The organism is Arthrobacter sp. 10T416 (assembly GCF_056394165.1).
The window spans coordinates 1-14,500 of the sequence record NZ_JBFTHI010000011.1; the positions used below are offsets into that span (position 1 = coordinate 1).

Here is a 14,500-nt window from a genome sequence, read left to right on the forward strand (position 1 = left end):
CACACCACCACCACCTCATCCACAAAGAACAATGGACCATCCACAACCACAACGGCACCCCCTAGTACACCCCACCACCACACCTCGACCCCACCCAACAACCCCGACGCAACCACCACTTCCGACCCTAAAAAGAAGTCCAGACCGGCCATCGACCCGGCCCTGCCCCAGCAACCCGCGGGAGGGCGCAGCTTCCCGGCAGCGCCACGGCAAGTATGTTGGGACCGCTAATGCCGCTTGCCTATAGGAGGGAATCCGTGTGAAGAATCCGTCCATCCCTCAGCTGGCGGCTGGAATCTTCATGCTCGTCTGGGCGATGATTTTCCTCACCTGGACGCCCCTCGACGCGGTGCGGCTCATCACAGGGATCGTGCTTGTTCCCGTCGGAGTGCTGCTGATCGCCAGATATGTCGCGGCCCGGCGCCAGGCGGGACGGGCGACGACGCACGCCCCGCCTGACGCGCAGAAGTAGCTGCAGGACGGGCCGAGCCCCTATGCCGTCGCGCAGCTCCCGCGGCTCACCCCAAGGTGGCTACAGCGGCAACTGCCGCCGAGCTCACCGCCGCCAGAGGTAGGGCGTCGTCGTCGAGACCCGTTCCAGGCCGTAGCGTTCCAGGATTGGCCGCGAATACTCAGTCGAGTCACTGTGAATGAGTGTCTTGCCTAACGCCATCGCCGAGCGGGCACGGGCAGCCGTCAACGCCCGGTAGATGCCCCGCCCGCGCCACTCCTGGCGGGTGGCGCCGCCCCAGATTCCCGCGAAATCCGTGTCCGGCACCGGTTCCAGCCGTCCGGCACTGACGATGTCACTTCCATGCTCCCCCACCCACAATTCCATCCCGTTCTCGCGGGCCATCCGGCGCAGAATGGCCTCCGCATTGCCGTCCGAGGCGGGGGTGCCAAAGACGTCGTCCTGCATGGCGCTCATGGCGCGGATGTCGGGCTCAGCCGTTATGCGCCGCAGGGTCACTCCCGGCGGTAAGGCCACCTCCACGGCGAGAGCGCTGGCGGGTCCGATCATGACCGATTCGGTCTCGTCGGGTTCGAACCCGTTCTCCAGCAGCGCCTCGTGAAGTCCGGGCGCGTGGTCGTGGCCGCGGGTCTTCCATTCAACCCGCACAATGTCCGGATCGGCGCGATAGAACTGGGCCGTCTCGGCCACCCACCCCGCGATCGTTTCCGCGCTGGCGCCCGCCAGGTCCTGGTAGGTCACGAATCCGCGGCCGCCCGCGAAGGTCACGAGCCGAAGTGGGCCCAGCCGTTCGACGGCGATCGCACTGGGAGTTTCCGCATCGGTGCGCAGTTGCTGGTCGTAGGCCTCAAGGAGTTTTCGAAGTATGCATTGGACCTCACGGTACATCCAGCCGGAAGGCACCGCTCCGCCATAGCGCGCGACACCGCCCTCCATGCGAAAGAGGCGGCCGCATCCGGCCCGCCGCCGCTAGGCTCGGGCCATGGCAAACCCGAACCTTCTCGACCAGATCAGGTCCGCCTACAACGCCGTGGCGGAGTCCTATGCAACGGCCCTCCCTGACGCCACGTTCGAGGCGCCGCTGGACCTCGCGATGGTTGAGCAATTCTTGCCCTGGTCTGCTCAACGCCGGAGCGCAGGGTGATCGACGCCGGCTGCGGTGCCGGGCGGATGAGCGCCCTCCTCACCGGCTCGGGAGTGCGGGCTACAGGCGTGGACCTGTCGCCGGAGATGGTTCGGGTGGCCCGCGAGCACCACCCGGAGCTCGCTTTCGAGGTGGGTGAACTGTCAGGGCTCCCGGCCGCCGACGCCGCTGCGGACGGCGTCCTCGCCTGGTACTCGATCATTCACTCATCCCCTGCCGAGCTCCCGCGCATCGCCCGTGAATTCTGGCGGGTCCTCCGGCCGGGCGGCTGGGCGCTGCTGGCATTCCAGGCGGGGAGCGGGCGCCGAACTATGGCACGCGCCTACGGCCACGACGTCGAACTCACGGCCGAACTCCACATTCCGGACGACGTCGCCACCCGGTTCGCGGAACAAGGCTTCACGCTTGAGGCCCAACTTGTTCGGGCGCCCCGGACGTCTGAAAAGCACCCGCAGGCGGTCCTGCTGCTGATGAAATCTCCGCTGCCCGAACCCGGCGCAACAGCCAGCTAGCCGCCGTCGGAAGTATTGGACGTAATGGAGATCCAGTACCGCCACGCGTCGGCTGATTCCGGGCCCACGCGCACACCGCCCTGCCGCTCAATAGTCTTCGCCGAGGGGAGATTTCCGGCCTCGCAGACCAGCAGAACACCGTCCATGCCGAGCGAGCGCGCTTCCTCGACCATGCGGCCGAGCGCCCACGTTCCCAGCCCGCGCCCCCGGGCGGAGGGACGGATACCGTACCCAATGTGCCCGTTTCGCTCCACGAACCCGTCGGAGCCGTGGCGCAGGGCAATCCCGCCGAGCACCGCACCGCCGTCGACGATCCACCGGTATGTGCAGTCCTCCGACTCGCCGGCCAGCCGTGCCAGCCACGCCTCAAACCCGGCTGCAGACGCGACGTCGTCGTCCGGGAGTAACCCGAAACCGTCCTCGTGCAGGCCCGGCCACCACTCCGCGTGAGCCGCGAGCCAGGCAGTATGAAGGCGCTTCGTCGGGGCAGTCAGTGCGGCCATTCCGCCACTCTAGCGCCGCCGAACCCGCGTCGGGAGCCTCCGGCGGGCGCGGTAAAGTGTCACCGGAAGATTCCTTCCCGGTCCCGCCACACATTCTTGAAAGGCTCGCTGCAATGAGCATGCTCGGCACCAAATGGAAGATCCACGGAAACGGCAAGTCCGTCCGCCCCGGCGAGGTTGTCCGGCCCGATGAACGGCTCGCCTGGCCCCTGACCATCGGTGTGGGCATGCAGCACGTTGTCGCCATGTTCGGTGCCACCTTCCTGGTCCCGATCATCACGGGCATGCCGCCGGCCACCACCCTCTTCTTCTCCGGCATCGGCACTCTGCTGTTCCTGGTCATCACCCGGGGCCGCGTGCCCAGCTACCTCGGCTCGTCGTTCGCTTTCATCGCCCCGATCATGGCGTCGCAGCAGCAGTATGGGATCGCGGGCGCGCTCGGCGGCGTGGTGCTGGCCGGCGTCGGACTGGCCATCATCGGCGCCATCGTGCAGAAATTCGGCGCCGGGTGGATCAACCGGCTGATGCCTCCGATCGTCACCGGCGCCATCGTTGGGCTCATCGGCCTGAACCTGGCCCCGGCCGCCAAGAATAACTTCGACGCCGCCCCCATCACCGCCCTGATCACCCTCGCCGTGATCATCGTGGTCAGTGTGTTCTTCCGCGGCATCCTGGGCCGGCTGAGCATCCTGGTCGGCGTGATCGTGGGCTACGTGGTGGCCATGATCCGCGGCGAGATCCACTTCGCGAAGGTCGACGCCGCCGCGTGGGTCGGGCTTCCGCACTTCCAGACCCCGGAGTTCCACCTCGGCGTAGTTGGCCTCTTCGTGCCCGTGGTGCTGGTCCTTGTGGCCGAGAACATCGGCCACGTGAAGTCGGTCTCCGCCATGACAGGGCAGAACCTCGACGGCGTGTCTGGCCGCGCGCTGCTGGCCGACGGCGCCGCGACGGTCCTCGCCGGCCTGGGCGGCGGCTCCGGCACCACGACATACGCCGAAAACATCGGCGTTATGGCCGCGACGAAGGTCTACTCGACGGCGGCCTACTGGGTGGCGGGCATCTTCGCCGTCGTACTGAGCTTCTCGCCGAAGTTCGGCGAACTGATCGCGACGGTCCCGGCCGGGGTCCTGGGCGGCGCCGCCACTATGCTCTACGGCATGATCGGCGTCCTGGGCGTGAAGATCTGGGTGCAGAACAAGGTCAACTTCTCGAACCCCATCAACCTCACCACCGCCGCAGTCGCCCTGATCGTGGGCATCGCGGACTACACGTGGACCATCGGCGACCTGAAGTTCACCGGCATCGCCCTGGGATCCGCGGCCGCGCTGGTGATCTACCACGGCATGAAGGCCATCGCGAAGGCCCGCGGAACCGTGGCCGAGCCGGAAACGGACGACGCCGCCGCGGTGGCGGCAGTGAAGTCTGCGGTGAACGCCGCAGCGAAGCGCGCCCCGAAGAAGCGCCGCTAAGCGGCAGCCGGCACACAAAAGGCCGGCCCCTCCACCAGATGGTGTGAGGGGCCGGCCTTCGGCGTTTCGGCGGCGGATTACCCGGCGTCGAACGAATCCTTGTCGTCGCGGCCGCGGTCCTTCGGTGATTTCTCCTCCGGCAGGTCCGTGCCGCTGCCGTCGGGAAGGCCGGCCGCGTCCTGGCCCGACTCCGAGGAGAAGGGGCGCTCCTGCTCCGGTTCCTCGGTGTTGGCCGCATCCATATCCGCCTCCGAGGACGGAACGGCACCGCCGCGCTCGGCGGCTGCCGCGCTGCCCTGCTCGAATCCGGCCTCGCTGCTTTCGTTTTCCGCGTTCATCTGTTCCTCCGTCCCCCCGAAGCGTCCGGCTCCGGGTTCACCTGCACTGTCCTGGTCTTCGGCGCCGAACTGGCTCAGGTCCGGCGCTCCGGCCGGGTACGTCTCGCCGTCCGGGCTGTCCTGGTTGAGGCCGGCCGCATCAAAGGCCTCCTCGTCGCGGGGCTGCGCAAACGACTTGTCGTCGCCGCCCGGCACTTCCTGCTCGGCGGTGGGCGTCCCGTAGCCGCCCGCTTCTTCTTCGATGGGGTGTCCCTGCTGGTCCTGAGTCATGTCGTTCCTCCTGCATTCTGGCATTCGGCCGGTCGATTCTGGATGATCGGAGCTGAGGATTGGGCCGGGCAAACATGCCGGGCCCTATCGCATTTCCACCGTACCCGAAAAATCCTCAGTAAGCTTAGTACCGAGGCGATTTTCACGATGAGGAGCGATGATGCCGGACGCAGCAGGGTCCCCGGGCACGGGGCGGGATGAAACCTTTGACGAGAAGATGGACCGCAACTGGGCGGAGCTGCTGCAGGAACTCCGGGTGCTCCAGACGGGCGTGCAGATCCTCGCCGGCTTCCTCCTGACCCTTCCCTTCCAGGCCCGCTTCACAACCCTCGACGGATTCGAAATGGTGCTCTATCTCGCCACCGTGGTCCTTGCCGCCCTCACCACCGCCCTGATCCTGCTGCCCGTCAGCGCGCACCGCCGGCTCTTCCGGCAGGGCCTCAAGGAGACCCTCGTGGCCAGCGCGGACCGGATCGCGAAACTGGCCCTGGCCGGCGTCGCACTCCTCAGCGTGGGTACCTCGGCGCTGGTCTTTGACGTCGCCATCGGCCGGGCAGCGGGCCTGATCGCGGGCGGCGGCCTGCTCGCCGTGCTGCTGGTCCTGCTCGTGCTAATCCCGGGCAGGCTCCGCCACAAAGCCCGGCGGACCTAGTCCGGCACCGGCCTAACACTTCACACCATCCACCCAGAGTCGGGAGAACAAATGCGCAAGTGGGTTAAAGAACGCGGGCTGCTGCTGGCCAACATCGGGCTCTTCGTTGTCTTCTTCGGCGGAATGGTGGTCACCGGCGCCGCCGACTACAGCGAAGACCAGCTGGCCCACGGGCAGTCCGCCGTCGGGATCTTCGAGTACCTGGGTACGGGCGCGTTCCTCGAGGCGACCTTCGAGAACTGGGAATCGGAGTTCCTGCAGATGGGCATGTACGTCATCCTGACGGTGTTCCTCTTCCAGAAAGGCTCCTCCGAATCCAAACCGATGGGCAAGGCTGCCCCGCAGGATGAAGACCCGCGAACCGCCACCATCAAAAAAGCGACGCCCTGGCCCGTGCGCCGGGGCGGGTGGGTGCTCAAACTCTATGAGCACTCCCTCTCGATTATGTTCCTGGTGCTGTTCCTGGCTTCAGTCGCCCTCCATGCCGTCGGCGGCAGCCAGGAATACAGCGACGAGCAGCAGGCCCACGGCCAGCCGCCCGTCACGGTCTGGGGCTACTTCGCCACCAGCCGTTTCTGGTTCGAGTCCTTCCAGAACTGGCAGAGCGAATTCCTGGCCGTCGCCGTACTGGTGGGCGCCTCGGTGTACCTGCGGGAGAAGGGCTCCCCCGAGTCCAAGCCCGTGGCCGAACCGCATTACGAAACCGGGGCCTGACGCCGCGGAGGCTAGTCCGCGTGGCCGTCCCTCTGCGCGGAACCGGCTGACTGGCCGGGGTCGGCCGGAGCAGCGGGGTCGGCCGGAGCAGCGGGCGCACCGGGCCGGGGAGCCGCCGCACCCGACTCGGCACCGGCCCCCGCCGCCCCCGCTTCACCCTCCGGCGGCTCGTAGGTGTGGTCGAACGGCATCTCGTTGAGGTCCAGGTTCTCGTTCGACTCTTGGCCGGCTACCAGTTCGTGCGCCTCCTCAATCGTGTCGACGCTCGGCATGGAGCCCATCAGCGGTTTGCCGGCCGTCTCCTTGATGAAGTACACCGCCACTGCGCCAACGGCCGAGGTGGCCATCAGGTAGTACGCGGGCATCATTTCGTTGCCCGACGCCGCAATCAGGGACGCGATGATGAACGGCGCCGTGCCGCCGAAGATGGCGACGGCGAAGTTGTACGCGATGCCCATGGCCCCGTAACGGCTGGCAGTCGGGAAGAGGGCGGGCAGGGTCGAGGCCAGGTTCGCCACGTAGAACGTCAGCGGGAACGCGATGAGCGCGAGCCCCAGCAGTGTTGACCAGATGGCCCCGACGCCGATCAGGAGGAAGGCCGGCGCGGCCAGCACCACGGTGCCGAGCGAGCCGATCCACAATACCGGCCGGCGTCCGATCCGGTCCGAGAGCTTGCCTGTGAGCGGAATCGCGGCGGACATCAGGACCAGGATGGGGATGGTCAGCAGGGTGCCATGAAGCTCGTCATAGCCCTTGTTGGAGGTCAGGTAGGTCGGCATGTAGGACGTCAGGGCGTAGCCGACCGTGTTCGCGGCGGCCACCAGGATCATGGCGAGCAGGATGCCGCGCCAGTGTGAGGTGAAGATGGCGACGGGTCCCTTGGTGTCCGCGGCCTCCCCCGCGGGACCCCCTGCCTCCTGCGCGTCGAGGCTGGCCTGGAACGCCGGGGATTCCTCGATCTTCATCCGGAAGTAGATGGCAATCAGGCCCAGCGGACCGGCAATCAGGAATGGAATCCGCCACCCCCACGCCACCATAACGTCCCCGCCGAGGGTGACCTGCAGCAGGGTCACCAGCGCCGCGCCGATGGCGAAGCCCATGTAGCTGCCTAGGTCCAGGAAGCTGGCGAAGAAGCCGCGGCGGGCGTCCGGGGCATGTTCGCTGACGAAGGTGGTCGCACCCGCGTACTCCCCGCCGGTCGAGAAGCCCTGGATGAGTTTGGTGGTGACCAGCAGCACCGCCGCCCAGATTCCGAGCACCGAGTAGCCGGGCAGCAGCCCCACCACGAACGTCGAGGCTGCCATGATGATGAGCGTCATGGCCAGGACACGCTGACGGCCGATCTTGTCGCCGAGCCAGCCGAAGAACACCCCGCCCAGCGGCCGGGCGATGAACGTTGCTCCGAAGGTGCCGAGCAGGAACAGGTTCTGCACGGTCTTGTCCGCCTCGGGCAGGAAAACCGGGCCCATGGTGGTGATCAGGTAGCCGAAGACGCCGACGTCGTACCATTCCATCGTGTTCCCGACGATGGTCCCGCCGAGTGCCTTACGCATAACGCGCCGGTCAACGACGTTGATGTGTTCGACCTCCAGGCGGCGTTCCTGGAGTTTGGGCCGGCGGGGACTGGTGCGCTTCATGGACATATCGGACTCCTGGGCAGGGCCACGGTCTGCGCGTAACCCTGGCAGGGAGTCACGGCCCCCAATGCCGCCAGTTTATCGGCGCCGATACGCCCGAACCAGAGTTTCCCCCGGGGAATCCGTGCCCGGGGGGCTAGGCCCCTTCGAGGACCTGGGTGGTGGCCCAGGCCAGGTACTTGGCCGCCTTCGCGATGGCCTCGACCGGGTTCGGGGCCACGTCCAGCAACTGCGCTGCCGCCACCACCCCGTGCCGGGCCAGGTCCTCGGGGGTGACCAGGATCCGGCCGGCGACCATAATGACCGGGATTCCGAGTTCGCGGGCGGCGTCGGCCAGCGCGATCGGCGCCTTCCCGCCCAGCGACTGGGAGTCCAGCGACCCCTCGCCGGTGATCACCAGGTCAGCGTCGGCCAGTTTGTCGGCGAGGCCCGTGAGTCCGGCCACGAGCTCGAACCCGCCCTCAAGGGACGCGTCGCTGAAGGCCAGGAACGACGCCGGGAATCCGCCGGCCGCCCCCGCACCCGGGACGTTGACGTCGCGGCCGGTCGCCTGCCGGATCACCGAGGCCCAGTTGCGCAGCCCGGCGTCGAGTGCTTCCCGCGCCTCCGCGTCGGCCCCCTTCTGGGCACCGAAGACGTGGGCGGCGCCGTCGGGCCCGTAAAGCGGGTTCTGAACGTCCACGGCGATCCTGAATTTCACCGCGGCCAGCCTCGGGTCGAGGCCGCTGAGGTCCACGGCCGCGACGTCGGCCAGCGACCCGCCGCCGAGCGGCACCACGTTCCCGGCGGCGTCCACGGGTTTCAGGCCAAGGGCGCGCAGGGCCCCGCTGCCGCCGTCGCTCATCGCAGAGCCGCCGACGCCCAGCACAATGTCCGTGGCGCCGGCGTCGAGGGCGGCCGCGATCAGCTGTCCGCATCCGTAGCTGTGGGCCCGCAGCGCATTCTCGGGCGTCGGTTCCATGTGCGCGAGGCCGGACGCCTGGGCTGTCTCGATGACAGCGGTCGCGCCGCCGAAGGCATCTTTGCGGATCGCCCAGGCCGCGCCAATTGGGGCCAGGATCGGGCCGACGACGGCGTTCAGCCGCTCCTCGTACCCGGCGGCGACGGCGGCTTCCAGGGTGCCCTCGCCGCCGTCGGCCACGGGAAACTGGATGGCTTCCGCCTCGGGATAGACCCGCAGGGCCCCCTCGGCAATGGCGGAAGCGGCCTCGGCGGCGGTCAGGGAGCCCTTGAACTTGTCCGGGGCGATCAGGATACGCATGGCTCCATCCTGCCAGCCGGCACCGACATTTGCCTTCCGAGACAAGGCCGGGGCCCGGGAGTAACGTGGGCACTTCCGGGCCGCCCGGGATCCTCCCGTGGACGGCAGTGGCAGTTTCGACAGGCCCCGCGGGCGGGCGTGCAGGAGGTAACGGTGGGCAACAGCGAATATGCCGGCGGCAGCTTGCCGGGGATCACGGGACTCGTCCTGATCCGGCACGGGGAAAGTGAAGGCAACGTGGCCGCGACCCGCGCGCATCAGGCCGGGGCACACGTCATCGACGTCCCGGCGCGCGACGCCGACGTCGGGCTCTCGGACACCGGCCGGGAACAGGCACTGGCGCTGGGCCGGTTTCTGGCCGGCGTCCCCGAGCAGAGCCGCGGCGCCGTGTGGTCCTCCCCCTACGCCCGCGCACGGCAGACCGCCGAACTGGCGGTCGGGACGGGCGGCTGGCGCGGGCAAATCCGGCTGGACGAGCGGCTTCGCGACCGCGAGCTCGGAATCCTGGACATGCTCACCTCCGACGGTGTCGAAGCCCGGCTGCCCGAGGAAGCCCAGCGCCGAAGGTGGCTGGGGAAGTTCTACTACCGGCCCCCGGGCGGCGAATCATGGGCCGACGTCGTGTTGCGGCTCCGCTCGCTGCTGGCGGATCTGGACCGGGTCCACTCCGGGGAAGGGGTTGTGCTGGTCTGCCACGACGCCTTGATCGTGCTGTTCCGCTACATCCTCCAGGGCCTCTCGGAATCCGAGTTGCTGGACCTTGCCGCCAAGACCAGCATCCTGAACGCCTCTGTCAGCCGCTTTGCCCGGACCGACGGGCGGGGGGCGTGGGTGCTGGAGAGCTTCAATATGGCGGACCACCTGGCGGAACAGGGCGTCCCCGTCACCGAGCACGCAGGGGACGCAGATGTCCACCCGCGCTAAGTCTTCGCCCACAGTGCAACTGACGCCAACGCTGCTGCGCGGCTGGCCGCTGCCCGGCGGCGGTTCCGGCAAGGACGACCGAGGTTCGGTGCTGGTGGTGGGCGGCGCGCGCAAGACGCCGGGGGCGGCCCTGCTAGCCGGCGTGGCGAGCCTGCGCTCAGGTGCCGGCAGGCTGACCTTGGCGGTGGCGGAGTCGACGGCGGTGCAGCTGGCGGTGGCCCTCCCGGAGTCGGGCGTTGTGGGGCTGCCGGAGACGTCGCATGGGTCGGTCAAGGGCTCCGGAGCGTCGTTGCTGGCGGACGAGGTAGGCGCTGCGGACGCCATCCTGGTCGGACCCGGCTTGGATGACAAGGACGAGACCCTGTCATTGCTGCGCGCCCTGCTGCTGCCTGGCAGGTCCCGTCCGAAGCGCGGGCCCGCCGTCGTCCTCGATGCCTATGCCCTGGGCTGCCTGCCCGAGCTGGCCGAGGAACTGCAGCCATGGGCGGGCCGGCTGATCCTGACCCCCAACGTCACCGAAGGCAGCATCCTGCTGGGCCGGGACATTGAGGACCTTCAGCGGGACGCGTCAAGAATCGCTGACAAATATCAGGCCGTGGTCAGCTGCCAGGGGGTGATCGCGGAGCCCGGCGGGACCGTCTGGGAAATCACCACGGGACACAGCGGCCTGGGCACCTCGGGAAGCGGCGACGTGCTGGCAGGCGCCATTGCTGGGCTGCGGGCGCGGGGAACCACGGACGCGCAGGCCGCCTGCTGGGGTTCCCATCTGCACGCCGCGGCCGGCGATCGGCTGGCGAGCAGGCTGGGCGGACTAGGCTACCTGGCGCGCGAACTCTGCGACGAACTGCCGGCCCTGATGGTGGAACTCAGCAGTTAGGTTCACTCCGAGCCGAGGGCGCGCGGCGTCGGGGTTCCCGGCGGCGCGGGTCCCCGCGGCAGCGCGTCTCAGTCGACCCACTGGCCGCGTTCCTGCAGGACCGTCTTCAGCAGGTCGGCACGGTCTGTAACGATGCCGTCGACGCCAAGGTCCAGCAGCCGGTGCATCTCGGCCGCCTCATTGATGGTCCAGACGTGCACATGCAGGCCCTGGCGGTGGGCGCGGCGGACAAATCCCGCCGTCACCACCGGCACGGCGCCGTACCGGACCGGGACCTGCAGGGCGTGGACGTCGCGGAGTGCCCGGGCCGTCGCCCGACGCAACAGGTCCGCCGGGAGCAGCGGTCCCAGCAGCACAAAGAGGGCATTGGCGGCCATCCCGGCGGAACTGGCCGCGGGCCGGCTCAGGCGCCGCAGTACCGCGCGCCGCCGGCGGTCGGAGAAGCTGGCAATGAGGACCCTGTCATGCAGCCCGAACTGTTCGATTGCGGCTGCGAGCGTGTCCACCGAATTCCAGTCTTTGACGTCCAGGTTGAGCCGGACGTCGGGCAGTTCGGCCACCAGTTCCGCCAGCAGCGGGATCGGCTCGGCGCCGGCGATCCGGGCGCGGGCAACGGTTGCCGCGGGTAGTTCGGAAATTCGTCCGCTGCCGTCCGTGACGCGGTCCAGGGTTTCATCGTGGAAGAGCAGCAGAACGCCGTCGGCCGTGGTGTGCACGTCCGCTTCAAGGTAGCGGTAACCGAGTGCGACGGCGGCGCGGAACGCGGCCATCGAGTTCTCGGCGCCTTCCGGCGAAAATCCGCGGTGCGCCATCGGCACCGGCGCCCCGGGGGCGCCGCCGGGGGCGAGGAAGGGGTGCGGGGCTATCACCCTTGAAGCGTACCGGAGGGACTCTTTGGGCTCAGGCGCTGTGCGGCAGGATCTCCACGCCATCGCTGCAGTGCAGCAGGGTGCGGCCGCCGCCGTCGAGGTCTACCCAGACCGTGGTGTGGTCCGGGGTGACGGCGTCGACGAACCCGCCGGTTTCAAACCCGGGCGAGAGCCGGACCCTGACCCGGTCGCCCTGCCGCAGGCTCTTCCAGTGCGCGTCCGGGTCCACCCGCCGGAGCGGCTGGTCATCAATATGTCGGTTGCCGTACCTGGCCATGAGTGCCCCACCATCAGTCAAGAGATCCATTCGGTGCTGCCAGCCTAGGAGCCGAAAGTGAACGGCAGTTGGCCGCCAGCTGGGAATCCCATGTCCGCCGGGGTTGCACTCCTGCGGGGGTTGCACTCCCGGGTCAGGGAAGGCGGACGCCCAGCTCGGCGAGTTTGGCTTCGAGGATCTGGGCCACGCCGTCGTCGTCGAAATGGGGCGCCTGCTGGCCGGCCGCGCGGATGGCCTCCGGGTGGCCGCTGGCCATGGCGTATCCGTCGCCGGCCCAGCGGAGCATTTCGATGTCGTTGGGCATGTCGCCGAACGCCACGACGTCCTGCGCCTGCACGCCCAGGGAAGCCGCGTACTCGGCGAGGGTCACGGCTTTGTTGACGCCGGGCAGCGACAGCTCCAGCAGGGCGACGTTCGGGGCGGAGTGGGTGGCGGCGGCCAGGTGGGCGACTGCGGGGGTAACTTCGGCCAGGAACTCATCCGCCGTCCCCTCCCGGACGATCGCCAGGAACTTTACGACGGCGTCGTCCGCGGTAAGCGTCTCCTGCAACGGCGCCGGGGTGAATTCGGCGAGGAGGGCAGTGGAGCCGGTGCCGAGGAAACCCGGTTCCAGGTGGAAGCCGGTGAGTGTTTCGGCGGCGAAGAGCGCGCTGGGGCGCAGCTGCTGGATGATCCGGCGGACTTCGAAGACGGCGTCGAGCTCCAAGGCCCGGGAGGAAACCACCCTGTCCGTCTCCAGGTCCCAGACCACAGCCCCGTTGGAGCAGATGACGGTGCCTGTGTGGCCAAGCTGGTCCTGCAGGGGGTGCAGCCAGCGCGGGGGCCGGCCGGTGACGAACACCAGTTCCACCCCGGCGTCGCGGCAGGCGTGGAATGCGCGCACGGTCCGGTCGCTGATTTTTCCGTCGTGGCCGAGGATCGTTCCGTCAATATCACTAGCTACCAGCCGCATAGTGCCAGTCTACGTTGGCCGCGGAGGGGGGCGGGGCTGGTGACGACGGCGGCCGTCAGTGCCGCTCGTAGGTGCCCGTCAGGCTGGCACGGGCCAACGTGTGTGGCCCGAGTTTGGCCTCGAGGCTGGCCGGGGAGGCGCCGGCGTCGAGGCCGGACGTGTCCGTATCCAGGGCGTGCACCGTGATCACGTAGCGGTGCGGGCCGTGTCCCTTGGGCGGGGCGGCCCCCAGGTAGCCAACTTTCCCGCCGTCGTTCCGGAGCTGGAACGCGCCTTGCGGAAGGCCGGCGCCGCGCCGGTCGCCGGCCCCGGCGGCCAGGGACGCAGTGCCGGCCGGGATGTCCAGGACGGCCCAGTGCCAGAACCCGCCGCGGCCCGGGGCGTCGGGGTCGAAGACCGTGACGGCGAAGCTCCGGGTTCCGGCCGGCGCGTTGCTCCAGCTCAGGGGCGGTGATTCATCCCTGCCGCCGGGGCCGGTGGCGGCGCCGCGTTGGGCCGGCGGAAGAACCTGCCTGTCGTCGAAGGCATCGCTCCGCAGTGTGAAGGTTTCCATGGCGTCCTCTCCTTACCGGCCGGCTCACCCGTCCCCGGGCCGGGGTCATCCAGTCCCGTCTACCTCTTCAGCGCAGCCCAGTCCGCTTCCATCCGGTTCAGTTCCGTCCGGGTGGGCGGGTTCGCTCCGGCACGGGAGACCGTCACAGCGGCGGCCGCGGCGGCCCGGGCCAGGAGTCCGTGCAGGCTCTCCGCGGAAAGTTCACGCAGGCCCGGGCGGTTCTGCGCCCCGTTCAATCCGCGGTCCACGATGCCGGAGAGCAGCGCCGCCATAAAGGAATCCCCGGCGCCGACGGTGTCCGCAACCTGCACTTTCGGTATCCTGACGTGCGCTTCTCCGGCCGCGTTGACGGCCCACGGCCCGTCGGCCCCGCGGGTGACCACCACCATGGCGGGGCCCTCGGATCCGCCCAGCCGGAGCCAGCGGCGGGCCGAATCGAGCGGGTCCTCGCCGGGGTAGAGCCACTCAAGGTCCTCGTCGGAGGCTTTGACCACATCAGCGAGCGAGGCGAACTTTTCCGCTTGCGCCCGGGCGTAGCCCACGTCGGTGATGATGGTCGGCCGGCAGTTGGGGTCAAAACTGATGGTCATTGACGGATGGGCATGCTCGACGGCGGCCAGGACGTCCGCGGCGCCCGGCGCCAGCATGGTCGCGATCGAACCCGTGTGCAGCAACGTGCTGCCCTGCAGGGTGAACGGCAGCCGGTCCGCGAAGCCGGGGAGCTCCCAGGCGAGGTCGAAGGTGTAGCTCGCGGCGCCGTCGTCGTCGATCAGGGCAGTGGCTACCGACGTCGGCAACTCATCCGGGCCCAGCGGTACCAGCACCGAGCTCGACTTCAGGTGCGCCGCGACGGACTCCCCGTAGGCGTCCCGGCCGTAGCGCCCGATGAACTGCACCGGATGGTCCAGCCGGGCCAGCCCAACCGCCACGTTCAGGGGACTGCCGCCAACATGGGCCTGGATTCCGGAGGAGCGCTGGACAACATCAACCAGGGCCTCACCAATGACTGTGAGCATGCCCATACTCTGCCAGAGAACACGTCCCGGCGCCGCTGTGGTCCGGATCCCGAGCTCCGC

Annotated in this window: 18 protein-coding genes; 8 read left to right on the forward strand and 10 right to left on the reverse strand. The window is 68.8% G+C overall.

What is annotated here, in order from left to right; all coding sequences use genetic code 11:
* The first annotated feature begins 259 nt into the window (after positions 1-259).
* On the forward strand, positions 260-472 hold the full coding sequence (locus AC1DBE_RS11965; RefSeq protein ID WP_476970670.1) for a hypothetical protein: 213 nt from the start codon (positions 260-262) through the stop codon (positions 470-472).
* A gap of 84 nt (positions 473-556) precedes the next feature.
* On the opposite strand, the gene AC1DBE_RS11970 is transcribed toward AC1DBE_RS11965, so the two are convergent.
* A complete protein-coding gene (locus AC1DBE_RS11970; RefSeq protein WP_476970739.1) occupies positions 557-1,360 on the reverse strand; it encodes a GNAT family N-acetyltransferase in 804 nt (267 codons plus the stop codon).
* A gap of 94 nt (positions 1,361-1,454) precedes the next feature.
* Here AC1DBE_RS11970 and AC1DBE_RS11975 point away from each other — a divergent pair, with 94 nt between their 5' ends.
* Entirely contained in the window at positions 1,455-1,616 is a 162-nt protein-coding gene (locus AC1DBE_RS11975) for a hypothetical protein (protein WP_476970671.1), read from the forward strand.
* A complete protein-coding gene (locus tag AC1DBE_RS11980) occupies positions 1,613-2,128 on the forward strand; it encodes a class I SAM-dependent methyltransferase (protein WP_476970672.1) in 516 nt (171 codons plus the stop codon). Before AC1DBE_RS11975 ends, AC1DBE_RS11980 begins: the two co-directional genes overlap by 4 nt.
* Here AC1DBE_RS11980 and AC1DBE_RS11985 read toward each other — a convergent pair.
* Entirely contained in the window at positions 2,125-2,631 is a 507-nt protein-coding gene (locus AC1DBE_RS11985) for a GNAT family N-acetyltransferase (protein ID WP_476970673.1), read from the reverse strand. The genes AC1DBE_RS11980 and AC1DBE_RS11985 overlap by 4 nt on opposite strands.
* 113 nt (positions 2,632-2,744) lie before the next feature.
* Between AC1DBE_RS11985 and AC1DBE_RS11990 the strand changes: the two genes are divergently transcribed.
* The gene (locus AC1DBE_RS11990) at positions 2,745-4,100 is read left to right on the forward strand and encodes a uracil-xanthine permease family protein (RefSeq protein ID WP_476903739.1); all 1,356 of its coding nucleotides are present in this window, start codon (positions 2,745-2,747) and stop codon (positions 4,098-4,100) included.
* 77 nt (positions 4,101-4,177) lie between these two features.
* Here AC1DBE_RS11990 and AC1DBE_RS11995 read toward each other — a convergent pair whose 3' ends face one another.
* Positions 4,178-4,708: a hypothetical protein gene (locus tag AC1DBE_RS11995; RefSeq protein ID WP_476879892.1), complete on the reverse strand. Its 531-nt coding sequence runs from the start codon at positions 4,706-4,708 to the stop codon at positions 4,178-4,180.
* Positions 4,709-4,868: 160 nt separating this feature from the next.
* Between AC1DBE_RS11995 and AC1DBE_RS12000 the strand changes: the two genes are divergently transcribed.
* The gene (locus AC1DBE_RS12000) at positions 4,869-5,360 is read left to right on the forward strand and encodes a DUF6328 family protein (RefSeq protein ID WP_476879891.1); all 492 of its coding nucleotides are present in this window, start codon (positions 4,869-4,871) and stop codon (positions 5,358-5,360) included.
* 51 nt (positions 5,361-5,411) lie between these two features.
* Positions 5,412-6,074, forward strand: coding sequence for a DUF6766 family protein (locus AC1DBE_RS12005; RefSeq protein ID WP_476970674.1), 663 nt, complete (start codon positions 5,412-5,414; stop codon positions 6,072-6,074).
* An 11-nt stretch (positions 6,075-6,085) separates the two neighbouring features.
* On the opposite strand, the gene AC1DBE_RS12010 is transcribed toward AC1DBE_RS12005, so the two are convergent.
* On the reverse strand, positions 6,086-7,717 hold the full coding sequence (locus tag AC1DBE_RS12010; protein ID WP_476970675.1) for an MFS transporter: 1,632 nt from the start codon (positions 7,715-7,717) through the stop codon (positions 6,086-6,088).
* A gap of 130 nt (positions 7,718-7,847) precedes the next feature.
* Positions 7,848-8,972 carry a glycerate kinase gene (locus AC1DBE_RS12015; RefSeq protein WP_476970676.1) on the reverse strand — a complete coding sequence of 375 codons (1,125 nt, stop codon included), beginning with the start codon at positions 8,970-8,972 and terminating at the stop codon, positions 7,848-7,850.
* A 153-nt stretch (positions 8,973-9,125) separates the two neighbouring features.
* Here AC1DBE_RS12015 and AC1DBE_RS12020 point away from each other — a divergent pair, with 153 nt between their 5' ends.
* Positions 9,126-9,896 carry a histidine phosphatase family protein gene (locus AC1DBE_RS12020; protein ID WP_476970677.1) on the forward strand — a complete coding sequence of 257 codons (771 nt, stop codon included), beginning with the start codon at positions 9,126-9,128 and terminating at the stop codon, positions 9,894-9,896.
* Complete coding sequence (locus AC1DBE_RS12025) at positions 9,880-10,773, forward strand: NAD(P)H-hydrate dehydratase (RefSeq protein WP_476970678.1); 894 nt, start codon at positions 9,880-9,882, stop codon at positions 10,771-10,773. The genes AC1DBE_RS12020 and AC1DBE_RS12025 overlap by 17 nt, the downstream gene beginning before the upstream one ends.
* Positions 10,774-10,841: 68 nt before the next feature.
* Here the strand turns inward: AC1DBE_RS12025 and AC1DBE_RS12030 are convergent, their stop codons facing one another.
* The 5 genes from AC1DBE_RS12030 to AC1DBE_RS12050 all read right to left on the reverse strand — a co-directional run bounded on the left by AC1DBE_RS12030 (position 10,842) and on the right by AC1DBE_RS12050 (position 14,440).
* Positions 10,842-11,585, reverse strand: a complete 744-nt coding sequence (locus AC1DBE_RS12030; RefSeq protein ID WP_476879767.1) for a glycerophosphodiester phosphodiesterase family protein — start codon at positions 11,583-11,585, stop codon at positions 10,842-10,844.
* Positions 11,586-11,673: 88 nt separating this feature from the next.
* Entirely contained in the window at positions 11,674-11,919 is a 246-nt protein-coding gene (locus tag AC1DBE_RS12035; RefSeq protein ID WP_476879761.1) for a hypothetical protein, read from the reverse strand.
* A 133-nt stretch (positions 11,920-12,052) separates the two neighbouring features.
* The gene (locus AC1DBE_RS12040; protein WP_476970679.1) at positions 12,053-12,871 is read right to left on the reverse strand and encodes an HAD family hydrolase; all 819 of its coding nucleotides are present in this window, start codon (positions 12,869-12,871) and stop codon (positions 12,053-12,055) included.
* A gap of 55 nt (positions 12,872-12,926) precedes the next feature.
* Entirely contained in the window at positions 12,927-13,424 is a 498-nt protein-coding gene (locus AC1DBE_RS12045) for a YbhB/YbcL family Raf kinase inhibitor-like protein (protein WP_476970680.1), read from the reverse strand.
* Between the two features lie 59 nt (positions 13,425-13,483).
* Positions 13,484-14,440 (reverse strand): carbohydrate kinase family protein, encoded by a 957-nt coding sequence (locus tag AC1DBE_RS12050; RefSeq protein ID WP_476903736.1) that lies wholly within the window; start codon positions 14,438-14,440, stop codon positions 13,484-13,486.
* Positions 14,441-14,500: the final 60 nt, after the last annotated feature.

Excerpts from the sequence above, each read along its gene's own strand:
- AC1DBE_RS11975 (WP_476970671.1), top strand. The coding sequence starts at position 1,455 with ATGGCAAACCCGAACCTTCTCGACCAGATCAGGTCCGCCTACAACGCC.
- AC1DBE_RS12045 (WP_476970680.1), bottom strand. The coding sequence starts at position 13,424 with ATGGAAACCTTCACACTGCGGAGCGATGCCTTCGACGACAGGCAGGTT.
- AC1DBE_RS12040 (WP_476970679.1), bottom strand. The coding sequence starts at position 12,871 with ATGCGGCTGGTAGCTAGTGATATTGACGGAACGATCCTCGGCCACGAC.
- AC1DBE_RS11990 (WP_476903739.1), top strand. The coding sequence starts at position 2,745 with ATGAGCATGCTCGGCACCAAATGGAAGATCCACGGAAACGGCAAGTCC.
- AC1DBE_RS12025 (WP_476970678.1), top strand. The coding sequence starts at position 9,880 with ATGTCCACCCGCGCTAAGTCTTCGCCCACAGTGCAACTGACGCCAACG.
- AC1DBE_RS12050 (WP_476903736.1), bottom strand. The coding sequence starts at position 14,440 with ATGCTCACAGTCATTGGTGAGGCCCTGGTTGATGTTGTCCAGCGCTCC.
- AC1DBE_RS11970 (WP_476970739.1), bottom strand. The coding sequence starts at position 1,360 with ATGTACCGTGAGGTCCAATGCATACTTCGAAAACTCCTTGAGGCCTAC.
- AC1DBE_RS12030 (WP_476879767.1), bottom strand. The coding sequence starts at position 11,585 with ATGGCGCACCGCGGATTTTCGCCGGAAGGCGCCGAGAACTCGATGGCC.
- AC1DBE_RS11995 (WP_476879892.1), bottom strand. The coding sequence starts at position 4,708 with ATGACTCAGGACCAGCAGGGACACCCCATCGAAGAAGAAGCGGGCGGC.
- AC1DBE_RS11985 (WP_476970673.1), bottom strand. The coding sequence starts at position 2,631 with ATGGCCGCACTGACTGCCCCGACGAAGCGCCTTCATACTGCCTGGCTC.
- AC1DBE_RS12035 (WP_476879761.1), bottom strand. The coding sequence starts at position 11,919 with ATGGCCAGGTACGGCAACCGACATATTGATGACCAGCCGCTCCGGCGG.
- AC1DBE_RS12010 (WP_476970675.1), bottom strand. The coding sequence starts at position 7,717 with ATGTCCATGAAGCGCACCAGTCCCCGCCGGCCCAAACTCCAGGAACGC.
- AC1DBE_RS12000 (WP_476879891.1), top strand. The coding sequence starts at position 4,869 with ATGCCGGACGCAGCAGGGTCCCCGGGCACGGGGCGGGATGAAACCTTT.
- AC1DBE_RS12005 (WP_476970674.1), top strand. The coding sequence starts at position 5,412 with ATGCGCAAGTGGGTTAAAGAACGCGGGCTGCTGCTGGCCAACATCGGG.
- AC1DBE_RS12015 (WP_476970676.1), bottom strand. The coding sequence starts at position 8,972 with ATGCGTATCCTGATCGCCCCGGACAAGTTCAAGGGCTCCCTGACCGCC.